This is a genomic window from Enterobacter sp. (genome assembly GCF_977039595.1).
This window is the reverse complement of record NZ_CDRQYH010000038.1, coordinates 1-21,026: the sequence shown is the minus strand read 5'-3', so window position 1 is coordinate 21,026 and position 21,026 is coordinate 1. Positions and strand designations below refer to the sequence as shown.

Genomic DNA, 21,026 nt, shown 5'->3' with positions numbered 1-21,026 from the left:
ATGTGATGCAGATCTCAATATTTACCTTGTGAAAGCGGTAGCCGGGAACGCTGTTTTCATTGAATATAAAAGAACAACACAATAAAAACAGGCGGTAAGACAATGCAGGAGATTGATTTTTATCTGGTCGATGCGTTCAGCAATATCACGTTCGGCGGCAACCCGGCTGCCGTTTGTCCGCTCAAGGAATGGTTGCCCGATGAGACCTTGCTGAAGATGGCGCAGCAGCATAATCAGTCGGAAACGGCTTTTTTCGTCTGCACTAAAGGGGGCATTGAGCTACGCTGGTTTACCACGCTTACAGAGGTCAATCTCTGCGGCCACGCCACCCTTGCCGCTGCGTACGTTCTGTTTAATGAACTGGATTACCCCGACTCGCGGATCCACTTTGACACCGCCTCTGGTCGCCTGACGGTAACCCGGGAGGGGGAATGGATGACGCTGGACTTCCCGGCATGTCCAACCCATGAAGAGACACCTCCGCCGGAGATGCTCTCGGCGCTGGGTATCAGCCGCTACGTTGAAGCCCGTAAGGGGCGCGCATGGCTGATCGTGCTGGAAAATCGCCAGCAGGTCGAGGCGCTTGCGCCACACTTTTCGGCGATGACGCCGGGCGAGCATAAGGTGAGCGTGACGGCGCGCGGTGAGGGGGAATACGATTTTGTCAGCCGCTTTTTCTCCCCCGGCGTTTCCGTTCCGGAAGACCCGGTCACCGGCTCCGCGCACACGATGCTGGTCCCGTACTGGGGTTAACAGCTGGGGAAAACAGCCATGCTTGCCCGTCAGGTTTCCGCGCGCGGCGGCGACGTGCGCTGTGAGCTGAAAGGCTCGCGCGTGCTGATGAGCGGACAGGCCACGCTTTATCTGAAAGGCACAGTTTTTCTGCGCTAAATACCCATAACAAGAGAGGAAGAGACAATGCAGGAAATTGATTTTTATCTGGTGGATGCCTTCAGCGACAAAACCTTTGGCGGCAACGCGGCAGCGGTATGTCCTCTGGAAGAGTGGCTGCCGGACGAGACGCTGCTCAAAATGGCGCAGCAGCATAACCAGTCTGAAACCGCCTTTTTCGTGCGCACCGACGGCGGGTTTGAGCTGCGCTGGTTCACCACGCTGGATGAAATTAACCTCTGCGGCCATGCCACGCTTGCCGCATCGCACGTTATTTTCGAATACCTCGACTATCCGCACACTGAAATCACCTTCACCACGCGCTTCGTGGGCGAGCTGACCGTCAAACGCAGCGGCGACTGGCTGACGCTGAACTTCCCGGCGTGGTCAACGGAGGTTGTCGAGAACCCACCTGCGCTGCTGTTTAGCGCGCTGGGCATCACTGAGGCAAAAGAGGTGCGCGTCGGACGTGATTACCTGGTGGTGCTGGAGAGCCAGCAGCAGGTGGAAGCGTTAACGCCGGATATTGGGGCGCTGCTTCCGCTGGATAAAATGGTCTGCGTGACGGCGCCGGGAGAAGAATATGACTTCGTCAGCCGCTTCTTCTGCCCGGGCGAAGGGGTGCCGGAAGACCCGGTCACCGGATCTGCCCACAGCATGCTGATCCCTTACTGGAGCGAAAAGCTGGGCAAAACGTCGCTCAATGCCCGCCAGGTGTCACACCGTGGCGGAGATCTGCGCTGCGAGCTGAAGGGCGATCGCGTGCTGATCGGCGGTCAGGCCACCCTGTATCTGAAAGGGCGTGTCTTTTTGCGCTAACAGGGCGGAGCGATAAGTTAATACTATGAAGCACCCTGGCAGGCCTGCGCTATGTTGAAATTTAGCCTCATAAAAAAGCAAGGAGCCTGCCATGTATTCCATTACCTCTGAATCTGCACGTCACCCGGATATTCTTAGCCTGATCGCGGCGCTTGACCGCTATCAGAGCGAACTCTATCCCGCTGAAAGTAATCATCTGCTCGATCTGGCTTCGCTGCCGGAAGCCTCGCTTATCCTGATGGTCATTCGCGACCAGCAGCTTCAGGCCGTTGGCTGCGGCGCAATCGTGCTCAACGGCGACGAAACGGGCGAGATGAAGCGGGTCTATATCGATCCGGCCCATCGCGGGCAGCATCTCGGCGAGACGCTGCTGGCCGCCCTGGAAGATGAGGCCCTGAGCCGTCATTGCCACACGGTACGGCTGGAGACCGGTATTAAACAGCGCGCCGCGGTGCGTCTTTATGAACAGTGCGGATACGATGAACGCCCGGCGTTTGCCCCGTACGTTGACGACCCGCTCAGCCTGTTTATGGAGAAGGCGCTGGTTGAAGACGTTCGTTTAGCAGCGCTATAAAGGCCTCCAGCTGGCGGGTCATCGCCCCGCGTCGCCACACCAGCCAGGTGGTGAGCCAGCGCCAGTTTTCCGCCAGCGGCCAGGCTTCAATCTGATGATGCCCAGGCATACTCTCCAGCATTGAGCGCGGCATCAGCGCGATGCCTGCGCCCGCGATAACGCAGGCGAGCATGCCGTGATAGGACTCCATCTCATGAATGCGGCCGGGCGCGGCGCGGTCAGCATGAAACCAGCTCTCCAGGTGTCGACGGTACGAGCAGTTGGCGCGAAAAGCGTAAACGTCGCTGCCGCTAACCTGCGCGGCGCGTGCGACCTCCTCGTGCCCGGCAGGCGTGACCAGCATCATCTCCTCCCGATAGACCGGCATGCCTTCCAGCTCCGGGTGCGACAGCGGCCCGTCGACGAAGGCGGCGCTGAGGGTTCCCTCCAGTACGCCATCGATCATCGTCCCGGATGGCCCGGTAGAAAGGGCAAACTGGATGCGCGGATAGCGCTGGTTAAACTGCGCCAGCGTTTCAGGAATGCGCACGGCTGCGGTACTTTCCAGCGCGCCGAGGGCAAATAACCCCTGCGGCTCATCTCCCGCTACAACCATGCGCGCTTCATCCACCAGGGCGAGGATTTGCTTGCTGTAGCGCAGGAAGTTATGCCCGGCCGGGGATAAACGCAAACGCTGGTTCTCACGAATAAACAGCTCAACGCCAAGATCGGCTTCCAGCTGGCGAATGCGGGTCGTCAGGTTAGACGGCACGCGATGCACCTTCTGCGCCGCCTGGGTGATACTGCCCGTCAGTGCGACGGCGTTAAACATTTCAAGCTGGGTTAAATCCATAATGTTCTCGTTTCGTGAATAAGGTGGTTAGTATTATTCATTTTTAAGAAATAGCAGAGTGAGCCACAATTAATCAACCGAAACACGTGGAGAACAACATGACTTATTCATCTGCTACACATGCCTTCTCTGTCAGCCCGGCCACGGGTGAAACCCTCTCAACCTGGCCTTGGGCAACGCCGGAACAGGTTGACCGCGCAATTTCTCAGTCCGACGCGGGCTATCGCCAGTGGCGTCGAGAAAGCGTTGCCCACCGTGCGCAAAAGCTGCGCGATCTTGGCGCCGCGCTGCGAAACCGCGCGGAAGAGATGGCGCAGACGATCTCCCGTGAAATGGGCAAACCCATCCTGCAGGCGCGGGCGGAAGTGGCAAAGTCCGCAGGTCTGTGCGACTGGTATGCCGAGCACGGCCCGGCGATGCTGCGTGCGGAGTCTACGCTGGTGGAAAACCAGAACGCGGTCATTGAATACCGTCCTCTGGGGCCGATCCTCGCGGTGATGCCTTGGAACTTCCCGCTCTGGCAGGTGCTGCGCGGCGCGGTGCCAATTCTGCTGGCCGGTAACAGCTATCTGCTCAAACACGCCCCCAACGTGCTCGGCTCTGCGGATCTTATCGCGCAGATCTTTGCGGATGCGGGTTTCCCAGAAGGCGTGTTCGGCTGGGTGAACGCCACCAATGACGGCGTCAGCCAGGCGATTAACGATCGTCGTATTGCGGCGGTGACCGTCACCGGCAGCGTGCGTGCCGGGGCAGCCATTGGTGCTCAGGCGGGGGCCGCGCTGAAAAAATGCGTGCTTGAGCTGGGTGGCTCAGACCCGTTCATCGTCCTCAACGATGCCGACCTGGATCTTGCCGTGAAGGCGGCGGTGGCGGGTCGCTATCAGAATACCGGGCAGGTGTGCGCGGCGGCCAAACGCTTTATTGTGGAAGAGGGTATTGCGAAGAACTTTACACAGCGCTTTGTCGATGCAGTTGCTGCGTTAAAGATGGGCGCGCCGGAAGAAGAAGAGAACTACCTGGGCCCGATGGCGCGGTTTGACCTGCGCGATGAACTGCATCAGCAGGTGCAGGCCACGCTTGCAGAAGGGGCAACGCTGCTGCTGGGCGGAGAGAAGATCGGCGGTGAGGGGAACTATTACGCGCCAACCGTGCTGGCGAACGTTACCCCGTCGATGACGGCGTTCCGTCAGGAGCTGTTTGGTCCGGTCGCGGCCATTACGGTCGCGAAAGACGCGGATCACGCTCTGACGCTTGCCAACGACAGCGACTTTGGCCTGTCTGCGACGGTCTTCACCGCTGACGCAGAGCTTGCGGATAAATTCTCGCGCGAGCTGGAGTGCGGCGGCGTGTTTATCAACGGCTATAGCGCCAGCGATGCGCGCGTGGCCTTCGGTGGCGTGAAGAAAAGCGGCTTTGGACGCGAGCTTTCCCACTTTGGGTTGCACGAGTTCTGTAACGCGCAGACGGTATGGAAGGATCGCGTGTAATCCTTAATTTCGGCCCTCATCGCGAGGGCCGTTGTCATTTATCTGCAATGGTTCTGTCATTTTCATTTCGTAGACTCCATCGCGTCTAACGCCTTGTAAATGAAGCTAATTATGAACCTAACGCAAATTTTTCGCCGTATTGCGCAGCGTCTCACTCCCCGTCACTTTGGCCTGTTGACAGGGATCTTTTGCATTATTGGCCTTTTCTCCGCGCTGCAGCTCTCCTCGTCATTTCTGCTTAACGCCTCCCTGAACGACGCCCAGCGCAACGAGCAGCAAAACCTTCTGGCATGGCAGCAGCAGAGCAAGCTGGATCAGGCCCGTGTTTCCCTGCTGGCGGCAAGCGACCTGCTTAACCGGTCCGGCGTCTGGTTTATGCAGGATAAAGAGACCGGATCCGACGGGAGCTGGCATAGCCTGATGGATGATGCGCAAAAGGCGCTGAAGATTTCTCAGCAGGCATGGAAGGCCTGGCTGGCGCTGAATCCGCCGAAAGACGACGCGCTGGTGAACAGCTATCAACTTTTCTACGACGCGATCGAAGAGCAGGCTGAAGGTCTGGTCAAAACCAACACCATCGACGCTTTTTTTGCCGTCCCGGCGCAGGCGTTTCAGACGGATTTTAACGACAACTATGCGCGCTATCAGCAGGCAAGCGAGAAGCAGGCCATGCAGGGGCGCCAGAGCCTCATGGCGCAGCTCTCCGGCCTGCAAACGTTGTTCCTGTTTGCGCCTGTGCTGTTACTCGCCATCGCGGTGACCGTGTGGTTCGGCATGGCGAGATGGGTGATTACGCCGCTTCGTCGACTCATCGCGCATATCAACCGGCTGGCAGCAGGGGATCTCTCCGGCACGCCGCCGAACGTCATGCGCTTCAACCGGGAGATAGGGCAGCTCAGCGACAGTATCGCCACGATGCAGCACGGCCTGCAGCAGCTGGTGACGCAGGTCAGCCATGCCACCGCCACGATGGTGGAAAACATCGGCTCCCTCGCGGAGGGTAACCAGAAACTGTATCAGCAGTCAGCGCGTCAGGCGAAAGAGCTTGAGGATGTGACGGCGCATATCGCGTCGCTGGAAAGCCATGTGGAAGGGAATACCGGCTATGCCAGGCTCGCCAGCTCGCGGGCCGATGAGGCGCGCCAGGCCGCCGTGGGCGGCGACCAGATGATGTTAACCGTAAACGCGTCCATGCAGGCGATCGTCGACCGATCGTCTGAGATGCGTGGGATCGTGGCGATGATCGACAGCGTGGCGTTTCAGACCAACATCCTGGCGCTCAATGCCGCCATCGAAGCTGCCCATGCAGGAAACCAGGGGCGCGGGTTTGCCGTCGTCGCCCGGGAGGTCGGTCTTTTGGCCAGAAAGAGCAGCCACTCGACGCAGACCATACAGGAGCTGATCAACCGCTCGCTGCAGGGCATTGAAGACGGTTCCCGCGCCGTCACCCTGATGGAAGAGAATCTCCAGCAGGTCACCGGGCTGGTGGGCAATCTAAGCAGTTTGCTTAATGAGATCTCCACCGCCACGCTCAGTCAGGGAGAGAGTATTCACCAGATGACGCGTCAGCTTCAGGCGCTGAATCAGGTCTCCCGTCAGACGGACCTGCTGGTCTCTGACGCCTCGGATGCCTCAGAGCGGCTGCAAAAGCAATCCGATCTTTTATTGCAGGCCGTTTCGCGTTTTCGTCTTAGCGCCTGACGTAATACATAAGCCTCTGTTATACTCGCAGCCCGTTTTAGCCTGAGGGCAAGGAGCAAAGTGTGGCTGCGGTCATCCATAATGAGATGTTGGACGAGATTCTGGCGCAGGTTCGTCCGTTAATTGGAAAGGGGAAGGTTGCCGACTATATTCCGGCCCTTGCCTCGGTAAGCGGGAATAAGCTGGGCATCGCTATCTGTACTATCGACGGACAGCGATTCCAGGCAGGCGATGCCACTGAACGTTTTTCCATTCAGTCCATTTCGAAAGTGCTGAGTCTGGTTGCAGCGATGCGCCAGTACGAAGAAGAAGAGATTTGGCAGCGCGTGGGTAAAGATCCTTCCGGCCAGCCTTTTAACTCGCTGCTTCAGCTCGAAATAGAACAGGGGAAACCGCGAAACCCCTTCATCAACGCCGGGGCGCTGGTGGTCTGCGATATGCTGCAAAGCCGCCTCAGCGCTCCGCGCCAGCGAATGCTTGAGATTGTTCGTCAGCTCTCGGGCGTTGACGATATTGCCTATGATGCGCTGGTAGCGCGCTCGGAGTTTGAACACTCCGCCCGTAACGCGGCTATCGCGTGGCTGATGAAATCCTTCGGTAATTTCCACAACGACGTGGCGACCGTCCTGCAAAACTACTTCCATTACTGCGCACTGAAAATGAGCTGCGTTGAGCTGGCTCAGACGTTCCTGTTCCTTGCGCATCAGGGTCATGCGCCGCATCTCGATCAGGAAGTGGTTTCTCCTCTGCAGGCTCGCCAGGTTAACGCGCTGATGGCCACCAGCGGGATGTATCAAAACGCCGGTGAGTTTGCCTGGCGCGTTGGATTGCCAGCTAAATCGGGCGTTGGCGGCGGAGTCGTGGCGATTGTGCCGCACGAAATGGCGATTGCAGTCTGGAGCCCGGAACTGGATGAAACGGGAAATTCGCTTGCCGGTGTCGCGGTTCTGGAGAAACTGACCCAGCGTCTGGGACGTTCCGTATACTGATGTCCGATCTTAATCCTCTTTTTTCCCGCCTGGCGCGATCGACATTTCGCTCGCGCTTTCGCTTAGGCGATAAGGAACGACAGTACTGCTGGAACAAAGGCCCCGAAACCATTGACCAGCATGCCGCGGATTTTGTCGAAAAGCGCCTTGCGCCTGCACACCCTGCAAACGACGGCAAGCAGACGCCCATGCGCGGACACCCGGTGTTTATCGCCCAGCATGCCACGGCCACCTGTTGTCGGGGCTGTCTGGCAAAATGGCATAACATTCCACAGGGTGTAACGCTCACTGCGCAGCAGCAAAATTATATTGTCGGCGTTATTCATCACTGGCTGGTGTTGCAAATGAACGCCTAAATTTGACGAGTTATGCTCCTGTGTTATTTGTGTTATAGATGCATCCTAAGTTAGTCCCAATCGTGCTGACGACCGCAATAATTGCCATAAGCTTTCATATGGAATGATATTTAATGCGTTCTGCTCTTACTGCCTTCAGGCCGTTCCAGGTTGACACGCCGCTGCGAAATGCATCGACGATCTTTATCCTCACCACCTTATTCTATTTTGTGGGCGCGGAGTTACGGCTCGTTGAGGCCCTCTCTCTGTTCTGGCCGCTGAATGGCGTCATGGCAGGGATCTTCGCCCGCTATGTTTACCTGAATCGCCTGCATTACTATGCGGTATGTTATGTCGCGATGCTGTTGTACGACGCGGTGACAACTAACTGGGGTATCGCTTCACTGGTGATCAACCTGTCTAACATAATCTTTATCGTTGTCGTCGCCGTGCTGATTCAGCGCGACAAGCGGCTAATGAAGAAAACCCCCGATCCGCTTAACGCATTACGCCTGTTTAACTACTGTCTGATTGCCGCGCTGCTTTGTGCCTTGCTCGGCGCGGTGGGGTCGGTTGGGATTGACAGTCACACCTTCTGGCCGCTGTTTGCCGACTGGTTTAGCGAGCAGTTCTCAACCGGCGTGCTTGTTGTGCCTTGTATGCTCACGTTACGTATGCCCGGGCGTGAACTCAGGTTACGTCTGGAGCAGTTGCTGCCTGTGATGGCGCTGATTGTCTCGTTGGTCGCTTCGGTGGTGATTGGCGGAGCGGGGAGCCTTTCGTTTCCTCTGCCTGCGCTTATCTGGTGTGCGGTTCGTTACTCCTTGCCTGCGACCTGTCTGCTGACGTTTATCACGGGCGCCACTGAAATTATTCTGGTCGCCAATTCGATTATTAACATTGCCGTGGCGACGCCGTTTACGACCCCAATGATGTTTTCAGCCCGGCTGGGGATCGCCACGATGGCGATCTGTCCGGTGATGGTCTCCGTCAGCATGGCGGCGATTAACTCCCTGATCCGTCAGGTTTCGCTGAGGGCGGATTATGACTTTTTAACGCACGTCTATTCGCGTTCCGGGCTTTATGAGGCGTTAAAGCAGGAAGAAATCTACCGGCATACACGTTTTCTGACCGTCATGCTGTTGGATATTGATTATTTCAAAAGCATTAATGATAACTACGGCCACGAGTGCGGAGACCGCGTGCTGGCGTCGTTTGCCCGACAGGTTCAGCAGGTTGTCGGTGAAGACGGCATGGTGGCGCGCATGGGCGGGGAAGAGTTCGCGGTGGTAGTTAATTCAGGCGACGCGCAGCACGGTTTTGAACTGGCTGAACGTATCCGGTCCACCGTGGCCAGCCATCCTTTTACATGGCGTCACCAGACCCTCTATCTGACGGTCAGTATTGGCCTCGGAAGTGGAAAGGCAGAGTCATGGCAGTTGACCGAGGTCTTCAACAAGCTCATGGCCGAGGCGGACGATCATCTCTATCGTTCAAAAAAAGCGGGTCGAAACCGTACCAGCGCCCGGGTGGCGGACGAGCAAATTGCTACGCCCTCCGGGAGTGAAACCTAGCTGCGTTAATCGTCATAAGGCATTGACGTGAATAGTAAGCGGCTTAACAGGACGTCAGAACACTGACAATGTCTCTGTTTAAGCTACGCTTTTAGTAACGCTTTACGTCAGGAGACATTATGAAAGCACCTGCAACCCCTGAAAATGAAACGGAACGTCTCAACTCGCTGCGCGAGTCTGGTTTGCTTGAGATTGACAGTTCCCCGGCGTTTGACCGCTTAACGCGTCTGGCAAAACGCTTTTTCCAGGTGCCGCTGGCGATGGTCAATCTTATCGATGAGCATTCGCTGATCGTCAAGTCGGCTGATGGTCAGGCACCGAGCGCCGTTCCGCGTAACATCTCATTCTGTGGACATACGATCCTCACCGAAGCGCCGCTGGTGGTGGGGGACATGCTTCAGGACGATCGCTTTGCGGATAATCCGCTGGTGGCCGGTGAGCCGCGCGTGCGGTTTTACGCGGGCTTCCCGCTGCGCCTGCGTGACGGCGCGAGCGTGGGCTCGCTGTGCCTGATTGATTACGCTCCCCGTGAGTTTTCAGCGTCCGACCTCGCCGTGCTGGGGGACCTGGGCGCGCTGGCGGAAGATGAATTTGCTGCCATCAGTGCGGCGACCACGGATGAATTAACCGGGTTATTCAATCGTCGGGGCTTTAATCAGCTTGTACGTTTCACGCTTTCCGTTGCCCGGCGCCGGGCTGAGCCGCTGACGCTTGGCTGGCTGGATTTGGATCGTTTTAAGGAAATTAACGATCGCTACGGCCATGAAGAGGGAGATAAGGCGCTGAAAGCCATGGCGCAACTGATGCGTAGCTCATTCCGTGAAGCAGATCTGCTGGTGCGTTTTGGCGGGGATGAGTTCGCCGTGCTGTTTGCGGATACGGATGAGCAGGGGGCCTGGATTGCCATGCAGTATCTCGCCGAGCAGGTAGAAAGTTATAACGCCCGTAAGCTGCATCCCTGGTCGCTTCATTTCTCATGGGGGCTTAGCGAATTCGATCATAACGGCAACGATCTGCAGCAGTGGTTAAAAGATGCCGATGAAAAGATGTATGCCATGAAACAGCAGCGCCAGCGCGCCCGGTGACATAACAAAAGCCTATGTTCGATCCGTTTGCGTTAAGAAGATGTTAAATGCACAGTGATGGTATTCAACGTAAGGAAAAACAATGAATACCTCACTGCAAATCAAAAACTTCACCCGAGACGAAATTCTTACCCATATTGATGCGCTGGCCGGGATCCTCGAAAACTGCGTAAACGGCGGGGCATCCGTCAGCTTTATGCTCCCTTATAGCCTGGATAAGGCCCGTATTTTCTGGCGCGGTATTGCCGAAAGCGTAGCGCGAGGCGAGCGGCTGGTGCTTGTCTGCGTCGATGCGCAGGACGGCGTCATCGGAACGGTGCAGCTGATCACAGACCAGCCGGAAAACCAGCCGCATCGGGCCGATGTGGCAAAGCTGCTGGTTCATGAGAAAGCGCGCCGGAAAGGGGCCGCGATGGCATTGATGGAAGCGCTGGAGGCTGAGGCCCGGGCCAGAGATATTTCGGTTCTGGTGCTTGATACCTCCACCGGTAGCGGGGCCGAGACCTTCTACCAGCGTGCCGGCTGGCAAAAGGTTGGTGAGATCCCGCGCTACGCGCTGATGCCGGACGGTGCCATGACGGCCACGTCCGTGTTTTATAAGTTCCTGTAAATATTCTGCACAACTACGCGACGTATTGATCAAAACAGGGTTTCTGGTCGTTAAGTTTTGATAAGTTATCGTACCAATCTTATCAGGCTGTATGACTAATCATAAAAGGAACCCCTTGTGAACACGCTCAACCGTCGTGATTTTCCCGGTGCTCAATACCCAGAACGCATCATTCAGTTTGGTGAAGGCAACTTCCTGCGTGCGTTTGTCGACTGGCAAATCGACCTGCTAAATGAACATACCGATCTTAATGCCGGCATGGTTATCGTCCGTCCTATTCAGAGCGATTTTCCACCGTCGCTGAGCACTCAGGATGGTCTCTATACCACTATCGTTCGTGGCCTGAACGGGCAGGGGGAAGCGGTGAGCGAGAGCCGTCTTATCCGCTCCGTTAACCGTGAAATCAGCGTCTACGACGACTATGACGCGTTTCTGAAACTGGCTCGCAATCCGGATATGCGGTTTGTTTTCTCGAATACCACCGAAGCGGGTATAAGCTACCACGCAGGTGACAAATTCGACGATGCCCCTGCAGTGAGCTATCCGGCGAAGCTGACGCGACTGCTGTTTGAGCGCTTCAGCCACTTTAACGGTGCGCCGGATAAAGGCTGGATTATCATTCCGTGCGAACTGATTGACTACAACGGAGACGCCTTACGTGAACTCGTTCTGCGCTATGCGCAGGAATGGGCGCTGCCTGCGGCCTTTTTCCGGTGGCTAAACGACGCCAACTGCTTCTGCTCGACGCTGGTAGACCGTATCGTGACCGGTTACCCGCGCGATGAAGCGGCTGCGCTTGAAGCTGAGCTTGGTTATCACGATGGGTTCCTGGACACGGCTGAACATTTCTATCTGTTCGTTATCCAGGGGCCCGCATCCCTTGCGCACGAACTTCGTCTGGATAAGTACCCGTTAAACGTGCTGATTGTCGATGACATCAGGCCTTACAAAGAGCGCAAAGTCGCCATCCTGAACGGCGCGCACACGGCGCTGGTGCTGGTCGCCTTCCAGGCCGGGCTGGATACGGTAGGCGAGGCGATGAATGATGCCGAGGTCTGCGCGTTCGTCGAAAAAGCGATTTATCAGGAAATCATTCCGGTCCTCGATTTGCCGCGTGAAGAACTGGAATCTTTCGCCATTGCGGTAACTGGGCGTTTTCGCAACCCCTACATACGACACCAGCTGCTCTCCATCGCGCTTAACGGCATGACCAAATACCGCACCCGCATCCTGCCGCAGCTGCTGGCAGGGCAGAAGGCGACGGGGCAATTACCAGCACGCCTGACGTTTGCTCTGGCCGCATTGATCGCGTTTTATCGCGCGGAGCGTAATGGCGAGAGCTATCCGGTGCAGGATGATGCATGCTGGCTGGAACGTTATCAGCAGCTGTGGGCGCAGCACCGCGATCGGCAGCTGAGCACCCGTGAACTGGTGCAGTCAGTGCTCAGCGTGAGTGAGCACTGGGAACAGGATCTGACGCAGGTGAACGGTCTTGTCGACCAGGTGACGCTGGATCTGGATGCCATTCTGCTTAAGGGCATGCGCGCCGCGGTTAAACCGCTTTGCTAATGCGTTCACCCGGCTTCGGCCGGGTTTGAACAGGTCCTATTTAGTTACAACATACTATGTGCTTTGTTTTTAAAAAATCACATGCAGCACCGTGCGGTTTTCGCTACTCAGGGGAGAAAATGCAATGTTCCGTTAACATGCTTGCAACGGTGACGGGGATCACGTTTAATAGCCTCGCTCTTTTCTTTCCTGAAACTCACTATGATCGTTCGTCCTAAACAGCACTGGCTACAACTGATTTTTGTCTGGCACGGTTCGGTACTTCCCAAGATCTATACCCGATTGCTGCTCAACTTTCTGCTTTCTATCGCCGTTATCCTTATGCTGCCGTGGTATACCTCGCTGGGGATCAAATTTACAGTGGCGCCATTTAGCATTCTCGGCGTGGCGATCGCTATCTTTCTGGGTTTCAGAAACAACGCCTGTTATTCACGCTACGTCGAGGCGAGGCTGCTCTGGGGGCAGCTGATGATAGCGGCACGCTCGCTGTTTCGCGAGGTAAAAAACACCTTGCCTGACGATAAGCACCTTGGCGAATTTGTCCGCCTGCAGATTGCTTTTGCCAACTGCCTGCGCATGACCCTGCGCCGGGAGCTGAATGCCGAGCAACTCTCTCGCTATCTTGCTGCGGATGATTTACGTCACGTGATGAGCGCCAACTCACCGGCGAACCGTATTTTACTGATCATGGGGGAGTGGCTGGCCGTGCGGCGGCGAAACGGGCAACTCTCAGACATTCTGTTCCATAGCCTGAACAATCGTCTGAACGACATGTCTATCGTCCTTTCCGGCTGCGAGCGCATTGCAACCACGCCGGTGCCGTTTGCCTATACGCTGATTTTGCACCGCACTGTGTATCTGTTCTGCATCATGCTGCCGTTCGCGCTGGTTGTGGACCTGCACTACATGACGCCCTTCGTTTCGGCGCTGATCTCCTACACCTTTATCTCGCTGGACACCCTTGCGGAAGAGCTGGAAGATCCGTTTGGCACCGAAGATAACGACCTGCCGCTGGACGCCATCTGCAATATGATGGAACGCGATCTGCTGCAGATGAACGATGAAGAGAACATCCCGGAAAGGCTGATGCCGGATAAACATTATCAGCTGACCTGACGGGCGTTCCACTCTTCGCGGGTGATTTCCCACAGCTCGGAGTCCAGCATCCCGCTGACGTAGGCTTTCTTTTCCGTCCTGATAAGCCGCATGCCGCTACTGTCTGAAATACGCCGGGAGCGGCTGTTGGCGGCGGCTTTCGGCGCGCGCAATACGGGTTTGTTTAGCGTATTGAACCAGTAATCCGTCGCGGCAATACTGGCTTCGCGCATATATCCGTGCCCCTGAAATTCCGGCGCGAGCCAGAACCCGCGGTTGTTGTCCTCGACGTCGTACAGGCAAATAATGCCCATCAATTCATCCGGCACATCGCGTCGCCGGATGCTCCAGAACCAGGCAATCCCTTTTGCCATATCCGGCAGCGCCACGTTGTTGACATAGTTTTCCGCGCCGTTATCCGGGTAGGGCCAGGGCACGGAGGAGACCATATAACGGACAATCTCCCAGCGCGGATACAGCTTTTGTATCTGGACGGCATCTTCCGCTACCAGCGGTTTCAGCTGTAAGCGTTCTGTCGTGAGCGTCGGTATCGTCATGCGCGGATCTCCCTATTTAGGCGTTATGCTTTTGTTTGCGTTCTGGTATTTTCATCTTAATAGCACTCTATCTCAGCTATCTCACCTTTCCATCCTACTATCATTTGCAGAGGTCACTATGGCATTGAGGCGAGCCAACCCGCAGGAAGCCGAAACACTCTGGAACATTCGCAACCAGGCGATTCGTCACGGCTGTAAAACCAGTTACGACGCCGAGGTCATTGCGCGCTGGACGCCGGATCTCATGCCCGAACGCTATCGGCAGATGGTCATTGAATACCCTTTTTACGTGGTGGAAGATGAAAAGGGCGACGTTGCGGCGACCGGCTATCTGGATCTGGATACCCATTGTCTGGAGGCGATATTCACCTTGCCCGCGGCATTCGGTAAAGGCATGGCGACCCGGATTATCGAGGCGCTCAAAAATGAAGCCCGTAGCCGGGGGATAACCCGTCTGAGGCTGGATGCAACCCCTAACGCCCAGTCGTTTTATCAGAAATTGGGGTTTGTCACGCTGCGCGAAAACTCTCATCATTCGCGTATGGCGGGGGCTGATTTACGCTGTTTTGAAATGGCGATCGACTTGTAATGTGAGGAACACATGGCCGTCACGGTAAGACCTCTATGCGAAAACGATTATTCCCAATGGCGACCGCTGTGGGATGGCTATACCCATTTTTATGATTGCTACCTCGAGGAATCCGTCACCGCAGCGACGTGGGAAAGGACGCTTTCAGCGCATTCACCGATGTTCTGCCGGGTGGTCGAGAAGGACCAAAAGGTCATCGGTTTCGCGATGTGCATTCTGCATGAAGGAACCTGGTCTACCGCGCCCATCTGCTACCTGGAAGATCTGTTTGTTGATGCCGATGAACGCGGGGCGGGAGCAGGTAAAGCGCTCATTGACGCCCTGATTAAGGAAGGCAAGCGCGAAGGGTGGTCAAAACTGTACTGGGTCACCCGGGAGAATAACCCGGCGCGTAAACTCTATGACAAATACGGTGAGGCTGACGATTACGTCCGCTATCGCCTCTCCCTTTAAGGCGACAACGCCTGTGTTTGTATCACACTGTATCAAGGTCCCGGATACATACACAGGCTTGCAATAAACCCGCTTTCGCACATATCCGCTATACACTGCAGTGTTGTTATATCCCCGTGAATTGTAATCAACCGGAGATACCAACATGTTTAGCAAACTCGCGTACTCGACCCTTGCACTGACCATTTCTCTTGGCACCGTGATGTCCTGTCAGGCTGAAGTCACCGGCACGAATATCGCGGCCGCCTTTGATCATCCGCAGCAAATTAACGCCGGCGATCTGAACGTCGGTTATGTCGACCTCGGCCCGAAAGACGGTCAGCCGGTTATTTTACTGCACGGCTGGCCCTATGATATTCACAGCTACGCCGAGGTTGCACCCGCACTGGCGGCAAAAGGCTATCGGGTGATTGTGCCTTCTCTGCGCGGCTACGGCACCACGCGCTTCCTGTCAGCCAAAACGCCGCGCAACGGCCAGCCTTCAGCCATGGCAAAAGATATTGTGAACCTGATGGACGCCCTGAATATTAAGCAGGCGGTATTTGCAGGATATGACTGGGGTGCCCGAACGGCAGATATCGTTGCGGCGCTGTGGCCCGAGCGCGTTAAGTCACTTGTTTCAGTGAGCGGGTATCTCATCAGCAGCCAGCAGATTGGCAAGCAGCCGTTGCCGCCAAAAGTGGAGCAGCAGTGGTGGTATCAGTTCTACTTCGCCACCGCGCGCGGTGCTGAAGGCTATGCGAAAAACACGCATGACTTCGCCCGTTTAATCTGGTCTCAGGCATCGCCTGACTGGAAATTTAGCGATGCTGTCTTTAACGCCAGCGCCAAATCCCTCGACAATCCGGACCACGTCGCCGTGACGCTCAGCAACTATCGCTGGCGCTTAGGGCTGGAAAAAGGTGAGCGCAAATACGACAGCTACGAGCAGAAACTGGCCACGCTGCCGAATATCACCGTTCCAACGATCACCATCGAAGGTGGGAACAACGGCGCGCCGCATCCTGCACCGCAGGCCTATGCGGGTAAATTTACCGGTAAGTACGAGCACCGCACTTTTGGGGCCACCGTAGGGCACAACCCGCCTCAGGAAGATCCGCAGGATTTTGTTAAGGCCGTTGTTGACGCTGACAAACTCTGAAATGTGCTATTTTCAGTACGTTACCCTTCGGTCTGGAGATTTCGGTGGAGCATATTGATCATATCCTTGTCGTCGATGACGACAGGGATATTCGTGAACTGATTGTCGATTACCTTGCTAAGTCTGGTTATCGCGCGACGGGCGCGGCCAACGGCAAAGAGATGCGCATCGTGCTGGATAAACAGCATATCGACCTGGTTGTGCTGGATGTCATGATGCCCGGCGATGACGGCCTTACGCTGTGTCGAGAGCTGCGCGTCGGGAAACATAAAGATCTCCCCATCCTGATGCTGACGGCGCGCAACGAGGAGACGGACAGGATCCTGGGTCTGGAGATGGGCGCGGATGACTACGTGGTGAAACCATTTGTCGCCCGCGAGCTGCTGGCGCGTATCAAAGCGATTTTACGGCGTTTTCGCACGATGCCGCCCAATCTACAGGTGACGGAAGCAGGGCGGCTAGTGATGTTTGGTGAATGGCAGCTCGATACCGTCGCTCGCCACTTAATCGATCCGGAAGGGGTAATTGTGGCGCTCAGCGGCGCGGAGTATCGGCTGCTGCGCGTTTTCCTTGACCATCCGCAGCGCGTGCTGACCCGTGACCAGCTGCTCAACCTGACGCAGGGGCGAGACGCCGAGCTGTTTGAACGCTCAATTGACCTGCTGGTTAGCCGGGTTCGCCAGCGTCTCAACGAAGATGCCCGCATGCCCGTTTATATCAAAACCGTGCGCAGCGAAGGCTACGTTTTTACGATGCCAGTGACCATCAAAGAGGTTAACTAATGAGGCTCTGGCCACGCTCGCTGCTGGCCCGTTTGCTGCTCGTCGTGCTGGCCGGTCTGCTGCTGGCTAACGCCCTGAGCCTGACGCTGGTCATGGTTGAACGCATGCACAGCGCCCGCACGGTGATGCTCGGTAATCTGGAAAACGATGTCGCAACCAGCGTCGCCATATTAGACCGCTTACCGGCGAGCGAACGTGCCGCCTGGCTGCCGCGGCTTGAACGGGGTAACTATCGTTATATTTTGGGCACAGGGGAACCTGGCGCAGCGCCGACGGATAAGCGTTCGCAAGATGCTATCCGAACCTTAAAAGCGACGCTTGCCGCGCATTACCCGCTTAGCTTTACCGCGGTTCCCGGCGCCATTTCGCATATTCAGGCCCATCTTACGTTACGCGATGGCGCACCGTTGACCATTGACCTGATCCCGCGCATGCCGCCCGTCGCCAGCTGGCTACCGGTCGTTCTCATCCTGCAGCTGCTGGTTCTGGCTGTCTGCTCCTGGATAGCCGTGCGGCAGGTCGTGCGGCCTTTTTCACACTTTACCCGCGCGGTGGATGCGCTGGATCCGGCGGCCAGCACGCCAATGACGGAAAAAGGGCCGCTTGAGGTGCAGCGGGCAGCGCATGCCTTCAACGCCATGCAGGCGCGCATTCAGTCTTATCTCCGGGAACGCGCGCAGATCCTGGCCTCGATTTCTCACGATCTCCAGACGCCCATTACCCGCATGAAGCTCCGCGTCGAAATAGCCGGAGAGCCTGAACTTCGCGACAAGCTCCTGAACGATCTTGATAACATGTCTCGTCTGGTGCGGGAGGGCATTGCGTATGCCCGGTCATCGGAATCACTGGAGGAGACGTCGCTTGAGCTGGAGCTGAACGCCTGGATCAACAGCATCGCCTGCGATTACCAGGACATTGGTAAAAACGTGCACTTTCAGGCAGGCGAAGCCCGCTTGCCCATCGTCACGCGGCCGCAGGCGCTTCGCCGGGTGATGACCAATCTGCTGGATAACGCCCTCAAATTCGGCGAGCATGCTGCGATTTCAGTAGACGACTCGTCGGACAGCGAGGTCATTATTCACATTGTGGACGACGGACCGGGGGTCCCCGAAGCCGAGCTTGAGGCAGTTTTACAGCCGTTTTATCGGGTTGAAACCTCGCGCAACCGCGAGACTGGCGGGACAGGACTCGGACTGGCGATCGCCGCGCAGCTCACCGCTCAGCTGGAAGGAAAGCTCAGGCTGGCGAACCGTAACGGGGGCGGGCTGGACGTCTCCATTACGCTACCGCGCCGTGAGTAAAATTGTACGGCTTTGTATCTCCCTACCTGGGCGATACAGAGCCAGACAAAACCCTCGCATTTACACATATCCTGAACACATCCGCACGCTGAAATAGCCTCACTGCAGCGTCGCAGGACTTGTATTGTGAGGTTTCTATGTTTCTGGTAATCGCTTTTCTGGGTGGGATGATAAGCCTGCTCAGCCCATGTACGCTCCCGGTTATTCCACTTTTGTTCGCCGGTTTCCAGGGCCAGCGTCGGCATATTCTGGCCCTGCTTGCTGGGATGATCGTGATGTTTACCCTGGTGGCGATGGCCGTCACCGTCGCCAGCGAGTGGATCGCAGAGGCAACTATTGTCGGGCGCTGGATCGCGCTCGTCATTCTGGCCACTGCCGCGCTAGCCTTAATTTTTCCGTCTTTCGCCCAGCGTATTGCGGGACCGGCCGTCAGCGCGGGTAATGTTCTCAACACCCGAAGCGGGCAAACGCGCGGAATGGCATCGGCTTTTCTGGCCGGGCTTGCTGTAGGACTGCTCTGGTCTCCCTGCGCCGGTCCCATTCTGGGTGCGATTTTCGGCATTAACATTGCGGGGCATTCCGCTATTACCACCGGCGCTCTGCTGGCCGCCTATGGCAGCGGATGCGCAATGATGCTGGGATTACTCGTCATTGGAGGCCGCACGCTGATGGCACCTTTAAGGGCAAAATCGGCGCTAATGGAAAAGCTGCGACAGGGTGCAGGCGTTGTGATGTTAGCGACCGTCGCATTTAACGCGACGGGGATGACTTCGCTGCTTAAAGGGGCAAACGGCGTCTCGGACCGTCTTGAAACCGCGCTGTTAAATCTGACGAAACCCACAGCCACGCCGGTGAAGCTTGAGCCGATAGTGATTACAGAGCCCAGCAGTCAGCTGCCTTCGCTCAGCGGTGGAACAGGGTGGGTGAACGGTGACCCTGTCACGTCTGAATCGTTACGCGGGAAGGTTGTACTTATTGATTTCTGGACGTGGGACTGCATTAATTGCCAGCATACGCTCCCCCATGTGCGGGAGTGGGCCACTAAGTACCAACCGCAGGGTCTGGTGGTGATCGGAGTTCACACCCCGGAATACCCCTGGGAAAAACCGCTTTCGTCGGTTAAAAATGCGGTGAATAAATGGCAACTGCCGTATCGGGTGGTCACGGATAACAACTATAAAATCTGGAATGCTTTCGGCAACCAGTACTGGCCAGCGCATTACTTTTTTGATGCCAAAGGGCAGCTGCGCTATACCGCCTTTGGCGAGGGTGACTATGAGCAACAGGAAAAGGTTATCCAGCAGTTGCTCAAAGAAGCTCGGTCATAGCCCGTTCAGGGCTGGCGTTGAGCCACGATAAACAACCGGGGGAAAGCCAGCAGTATCTGCCCGTTTTCCTGAAGCGGATACTGCTCTTCCAGCAGTTCATGGTAGCGTTTCAGGAAACGTTTCTGCTCGCTTTCATTCAGTTCCTGGAGCCAGGGCCGCAGGCCGGTGGCGCTTACCCAGTCAATAATGGCCTGATGAGAGCTCATTTTGTGATAATAGGTCGTCCGCCAGATATCCACGTCACAGCCAGCCTCCGACAGAATATCGTAATAAGCATGTACGCCTGGCAGAGGCTCGCGGCCACGGTCTGGGTAGTATTGCTCAAGCGCCACTTCACGCATCGCCACATGGGTCGGTTCCAGCCAGTTGTCAGGCATCTGGATCGCCAGTACGCCATTTAGCTTAAGCAGGGAGACAAGATGCGGCAGGAGATCGTAATGGTCCGGAACCCATTGCAGCGACGCGTTGGCATAAATCAGGCCCAGCGGCTGGCCAGGCTTGTACTGACGGATATCGGCCTCAATAAAGTGGCAGTCAGGTAAGGCTGCGCGCGCTTCCTCAAGCATGGCAGGGGAGTTATCGACCCCGGTAATGTGAGCAGAAGGCCAGCGATGCTTCAACAGCGCCGTGCTGTTTCCTGGTCCACAGCCCAGATCAGCGATGGTAGCGATCTCATCCAGAGGAATTCTGGCGAGCAGTTCTGCAGCTGGACGCGTTCTTTCTGCGCCAAATTGCAGGTAAAGAGAAGGGTTCCAGTCGGCCATCATCAATTCTCCGTTTGGCATGCTTCTGCAAGAATAGCACAGGCAGGCGCCTTCAAAGCGGTACGGGAGAGGTTTAGGGCAGATGAATTCCGCAGATTCTGTGAAAAAAATAAGCAAATAGAAATATTACCCCTTAAAGGATTAAGGGGCAATGTTTTTATTGTAATAATTTTATGATTATTGTTTTTTAATATTTTATCGGCAAAGTGCTTCTTATGTTCTGTACCCGAAACTTTAAATATTAGATAATAATCGATGGGTATATCCCTGGTGTTTCATAGGTCTTTGACCTCCTGACCGCTTAGTTTTGCGAGAACTTCGTGGTCAGGTACTTTTTAAGTATACGGAATATGCGGCACAATGAAAGCTGTCCTAAGAGACAGGTGAAACTAGTTTCAGGTGTTATTATCAGGAACATGAGAATGAATTCTGTCATTGAATTTTTTTTACACGACTACGGGCTTTGTTGAATAAATCGAACTTTTGCTGAGTTGAAGGATCAGATCACGTATCTTCCCGACAACGCAGACCGTTCCGTGGCAAAGCAAAA

Annotated in this window: 20 protein-coding genes and 1 pseudogene; 18 read left to right on the top strand and 3 right to left on the bottom strand. The window is 56.0% G+C overall.

Annotated features, from left to right (window positions below; genetic code table 11):
• The first annotated feature begins 102 nt into the window (after window positions 1–102).
• From ACWYRJ_RS12935 to ACWYRJ_RS12925, 3 genes and pseudogenes are all read left to right on the top strand, one after another.
• Window positions 103–891 (top strand): annotated as a pseudogene (locus ACWYRJ_RS12935) (PhzF family phenazine biosynthesis protein).
• 27 nt (window positions 892–918) lie between these two features.
• The gene (locus tag ACWYRJ_RS12930; protein WP_111964605.1) at window positions 919–1,710 is read left to right on the top strand and encodes a PhzF family phenazine biosynthesis protein; all 792 of its coding nucleotides are present in this window, start codon (window positions 919–921) and stop codon (window positions 1,708–1,710) included.
• A gap of 91 nt (window positions 1,711–1,801) precedes the next feature.
• Window positions 1,802–2,284, top strand: a complete 483-nt coding sequence (locus tag ACWYRJ_RS12925) for a GNAT family N-acetyltransferase (protein WP_455508017.1) — start codon at window positions 1,802–1,804, stop codon at window positions 2,282–2,284.
• Here ACWYRJ_RS12925 and ptrR read toward each other — a convergent pair.
• The gene (gene ptrR / locus ACWYRJ_RS12920) at window positions 2,238–3,116 is read right to left on the bottom strand and encodes a putrescine utilization regulator PtrR (protein WP_249576056.1); all 879 of its coding nucleotides are present in this window, start codon (window positions 3,114–3,116) and stop codon (window positions 2,238–2,240) included. The two genes, ACWYRJ_RS12925 and ptrR, sit on opposite strands and share 47 nt — an antisense overlap.
• A 98-nt stretch (window positions 3,117–3,214) precedes the next feature.
• Between ptrR and sad the strand changes: the two genes are divergently transcribed.
• The 9 genes from sad (at window position 3,215) to ACWYRJ_RS12875 (ending at window position 13,582) form a co-directional block, all read left to right on the top strand.
• A complete protein-coding gene (gene sad, locus ACWYRJ_RS12915) occupies window positions 3,215–4,603 on the top strand; it encodes a succinate-semialdehyde dehydrogenase (protein WP_455508016.1) in 1,389 nt (462 codons plus the stop codon).
• Window positions 4,604–4,714: 111 nt separating this feature from the next.
• Window positions 4,715–6,304 (top strand): methyl-accepting chemotaxis protein, encoded by a 1,590-nt coding sequence (locus ACWYRJ_RS12910; RefSeq protein ID WP_455508015.1) that lies wholly within the window; start codon window positions 4,715–4,717, stop codon window positions 6,302–6,304.
• A gap of 62 nt (window positions 6,305–6,366) precedes the next feature.
• A complete protein-coding gene (gene glsB / locus ACWYRJ_RS12905) occupies window positions 6,367–7,293 on the top strand; it encodes a glutaminase B (protein WP_111964600.1) in 927 nt (308 codons plus the stop codon).
• Window positions 7,293–7,649: a DUF4186 domain-containing protein gene (locus tag ACWYRJ_RS12900; protein ID WP_223582263.1), complete on the top strand. Its 357-nt coding sequence runs from the start codon at window positions 7,293–7,295 to the stop codon at window positions 7,647–7,649. Before glsB ends, ACWYRJ_RS12900 begins: the two co-directional genes overlap by 1 nt.
• A 113-nt stretch (window positions 7,650–7,762) precedes the next feature.
• Window positions 7,763–9,202: a diguanylate cyclase gene (locus tag ACWYRJ_RS12895; protein ID WP_455508014.1), complete on the top strand. Its 1,440-nt coding sequence runs from the start codon at window positions 7,763–7,765 to the stop codon at window positions 9,200–9,202.
• A gap of 119 nt (window positions 9,203–9,321) precedes the next feature.
• Window positions 9,322–10,287 (top strand): sensor domain-containing diguanylate cyclase, encoded by a 966-nt coding sequence (locus ACWYRJ_RS12890; protein WP_149366902.1) that lies wholly within the window; start codon window positions 9,322–9,324, stop codon window positions 10,285–10,287.
• An 82-nt stretch (window positions 10,288–10,369) separates the two neighbouring features.
• The gene (locus tag ACWYRJ_RS12885) at window positions 10,370–10,897 is read left to right on the top strand and encodes an N-acetyltransferase family protein (protein ID WP_455508013.1); all 528 of its coding nucleotides are present in this window, start codon (window positions 10,370–10,372) and stop codon (window positions 10,895–10,897) included.
• 117 nt (window positions 10,898–11,014) lie between these two features.
• Window positions 11,015–12,466, top strand: a complete 1,452-nt coding sequence (locus tag ACWYRJ_RS12880; protein WP_455508012.1) for a tagaturonate reductase — start codon at window positions 11,015–11,017, stop codon at window positions 12,464–12,466.
• Between the two features lie 201 nt (window positions 12,467–12,667).
• Window positions 12,668–13,582 (top strand): bestrophin family protein, encoded by a 915-nt coding sequence (locus tag ACWYRJ_RS12875; protein WP_111964594.1) that lies wholly within the window; start codon window positions 12,668–12,670, stop codon window positions 13,580–13,582.
• Here ACWYRJ_RS12875 and ACWYRJ_RS12870 read toward each other — a convergent pair.
• Window positions 13,570–14,118, bottom strand: a complete 549-nt coding sequence (locus ACWYRJ_RS12870; RefSeq protein ID WP_455508011.1) for a GNAT family N-acetyltransferase — start codon at window positions 14,116–14,118, stop codon at window positions 13,570–13,572. The genes ACWYRJ_RS12875 and ACWYRJ_RS12870 overlap by 13 nt on opposite strands.
• A 118-nt stretch (window positions 14,119–14,236) precedes the next feature.
• Here ACWYRJ_RS12870 and ACWYRJ_RS12865 point away from each other — a divergent pair, with 118 nt between their 5' ends.
• The 6 genes from ACWYRJ_RS12865 to ACWYRJ_RS12840 all read left to right on the top strand — a co-directional run bounded on the left by ACWYRJ_RS12865 (window position 14,237) and on the right by ACWYRJ_RS12840 (window position 19,712).
• Window positions 14,237–14,707 carry an N-acetyltransferase family protein gene (locus tag ACWYRJ_RS12865; protein ID WP_455508010.1) on the top strand — a complete coding sequence of 157 codons (471 nt, stop codon included), beginning with the start codon at window positions 14,237–14,239 and terminating at the stop codon, window positions 14,705–14,707.
• 12 nt (window positions 14,708–14,719) lie between these two features.
• Entirely contained in the window at window positions 14,720–15,160 is a 441-nt protein-coding gene (locus ACWYRJ_RS12860; RefSeq protein WP_455508009.1) for an N-acetyltransferase family protein, read from the top strand.
• A gap of 145 nt (window positions 15,161–15,305) precedes the next feature.
• Window positions 15,306–16,301, top strand: a complete 996-nt coding sequence (locus tag ACWYRJ_RS12855; protein ID WP_455508008.1) for an alpha/beta fold hydrolase — start codon at window positions 15,306–15,308, stop codon at window positions 16,299–16,301.
• Window positions 16,302–16,345: 44 nt separating this feature from the next.
• Entirely contained in the window at window positions 16,346–17,083 is a 738-nt protein-coding gene (locus ACWYRJ_RS12850) for a response regulator (protein ID WP_455508007.1), read from the top strand.
• Window positions 17,083–18,384, top strand: a complete 1,302-nt coding sequence (locus tag ACWYRJ_RS12845) for an ATP-binding protein (protein ID WP_455508006.1) — start codon at window positions 17,083–17,085, stop codon at window positions 18,382–18,384. The genes ACWYRJ_RS12850 and ACWYRJ_RS12845 overlap by 1 nt, the downstream gene beginning before the upstream one ends.
• Window positions 18,385–18,521: 137 nt before the next feature.
• Window positions 18,522–19,712: a cytochrome c biogenesis protein/redoxin gene (locus ACWYRJ_RS12840; protein ID WP_111964587.1), complete on the top strand. Its 1,191-nt coding sequence runs from the start codon at window positions 18,522–18,524 to the stop codon at window positions 19,710–19,712.
• A gap of 5 nt (window positions 19,713–19,717) precedes the next feature.
• On the opposite strand, the gene tam is transcribed toward ACWYRJ_RS12840, so the two are convergent.
• Complete coding sequence (gene tam, locus ACWYRJ_RS12835) at window positions 19,718–20,476, bottom strand: trans-aconitate 2-methyltransferase (protein ID WP_455508025.1); 759 nt, start codon at window positions 20,474–20,476, stop codon at window positions 19,718–19,720.
• Window positions 20,477–21,026: the final 550 nt, after the last annotated feature.